This window comes from Pseudomonas sp. FME51 (genome assembly GCF_014897305.1).
Genome location: NZ_JABUYN010000041.1, coordinates 1 through 1,453 on the forward strand (window position 1 = coordinate 1; position 1,453 = coordinate 1,453).

The 1,453-nt window shown below is 52.9% G+C and carries 4 protein-coding genes; 1 reads left to right on the forward strand and 3 read right to left on the reverse strand.

The window, feature by feature from the left end; genetic code table 11:
* Positions 1–98: 98 nt before the first annotated feature.
* Positions 99–326 (forward strand): hypothetical protein, encoded by a 228-nt coding sequence (locus INT39_RS22280; RefSeq protein ID WP_193076147.1) that lies wholly within the window; start codon positions 99–101, stop codon positions 324–326.
* Here INT39_RS22280 and INT39_RS22285 read toward each other — a convergent pair.
* The 3 genes from INT39_RS22285 to INT39_RS22295 form a co-directional block, all read right to left on the reverse strand.
* Positions 310–690: a hypothetical protein gene (locus INT39_RS22285; protein ID WP_193076148.1), complete on the reverse strand. Its 381-nt coding sequence runs from the start codon at positions 688–690 to the stop codon at positions 310–312. The genes INT39_RS22280 and INT39_RS22285 overlap by 17 nt on opposite strands.
* On the reverse strand, positions 690–863 hold the full coding sequence (locus tag INT39_RS22290) for a hypothetical protein (protein ID WP_193076149.1): 174 nt from the start codon (positions 861–863) through the stop codon (positions 690–692). Before INT39_RS22290 ends, INT39_RS22285 begins: the two co-directional genes overlap by 1 nt.
* Before the next feature lie 308 nt (positions 864–1,171).
* Positions 1,172–1,357 (reverse strand): hypothetical protein, encoded by a 186-nt coding sequence (locus INT39_RS22295; protein WP_193076150.1) that lies wholly within the window; start codon positions 1,355–1,357, stop codon positions 1,172–1,174.
* Between the last annotated feature and the right edge of the window lie 96 nt (positions 1,358–1,453).

The following is a 1,453-nucleotide window of genomic DNA, read 5'->3' on the forward strand; positions in this document are numbered from 1 at the left end:
TTCGCATAATGAGGTAACGTTACGTTTAATCGTCTACGGAAAATAGCGACACGCTCCGTGGGCGATTTAATGTAACGTTGATTATGCGAGGTGCATTAATGGTAACGTTACAAATACCTGATTCTCTGGTTCTTGATGCGCGTTTGTATAGCTGCGCCCAGGACGATTCCGACGCTGTTTGCCGGGTCCTGTCTGACTATGGTCGATTGGTTGCTGAGGTGCGTCAGCTGCGCCGACGTGTCGCTCAGATCGATGAGGAAGGGCTAATGCTCGATCAACGGTTGCAGCGCCTGCAGGACGCCTGCAGGGCTATTCTGGACTTGTAGTAGTCAGCCGTTCAATCTCGGCTTTCGCTTCGTTCAGCTCGTCTACGGCCTCTTTTATCATCCGCTCGCTAATGCTCATGAGATATTCATACTTTTCCTGTAACTCCCTCAGTTGGTGTTCCAGGTACAGGTTTTTCCCTTCCACTGATGCCAGCTTGCGTGATGTTTCGTTCAGCTCCTTAAATGCCTCTTCTCCTGCTATTGCTGCGCCCCCCAGCTCGTATTTACGCTGTTTCAGGCGTTCCCGGTATGCCTTTTGCTTTTCAGCTGGCGTCATGGCTTTGCCAGTAGAAGGCCGGCCACGTCCACGCTTAGGCGCGTCCAAGGGCAGGGCGGCGGTTTGTTTGTCAGTTGGATCTATCATCAGATGATCCCCCATGAGAACAGGGCAGCGGTTATCAGGGCTGCGAACATCAGGGTCAGTTTGATCCATGGCACTGGAGGCACAGGTAGTTGCCCTGCGTCCTTTAGTGCTTGCCGGGCTGCGCGTTCTTCCAGGCTGGGATTGCCGAAGTACTTGTCGATGATCTTAGTCATGGTTAGCTTCCTTGTTTGCATGATCCAATTATAGTAACGTTACCAATATTAAGCAAGGTAACGTTACTTAAATTGCTGCCGTTCGTCGGGTTTTAGTAACGTTACCCGTCCTCTTGGCCAGTTCGCGTACACCAATCGCCCAGCCGGCGCTGAGCCTACCTCGCGCCATGATCACCCCATTGAGTGTGCACTTCAGTTGTATGTTCCACCGTGGTGCTGCTGCACCAGGCTAGCGGACGTCCGAGGCTGTTCCAGGCGGTTTAGCCCGGCGAACCTTCGGCACGATAATGAACTAGTCGGGTTTGGAATCACCCGCCGAACTGGATCTGGATCTGTTTCACTGTGATGTAAGCGATTGCTGAGTTGACTAGGGTTTCCAGCGTCCAGAGCGTGATACCTGCGATGATGATGCCCAGGGCAATCTCATACGCCAGCCGTGGTTCTTTCTTCGTCGGTGTTGGTCTGGGTTTTTTTTCAGCTCTGATTTCGTCCATGCTCAGCTTCCTTTGCTGGCCGCGAAGCGGCGGGGGTGCTGTTACACCCCCACTTTACCCCGGACTCCCGGGGTATTCTCGTTTTCTCGTCTACTT

What these genes read in the sequence shown, in the direction of transcription:
- INT39_RS22280 (WP_193076147.1), top strand. Translation starts at nt 99, where the DNA reads ATGGTAACGTTACAAATACCTGATTCTCTGGTTCTTGATGCGCGTTTG.
- INT39_RS22285 (WP_193076148.1), bottom strand. Translation starts at nt 690, where the DNA reads ATGATAGATCCAACTGACAAACAAACCGCCGCCCTGCCCTTGGACGCG.
- INT39_RS22290 (WP_193076149.1), bottom strand. Translation starts at nt 863, where the DNA reads ATGACTAAGATCATCGACAAGTACTTCGGCAATCCCAGCCTGGAAGAA.
- INT39_RS22295 (WP_193076150.1), bottom strand. Translation starts at nt 1,357, where the DNA reads ATGGACGAAATCAGAGCTGAAAAAAAACCCAGACCAACACCGACGAAG.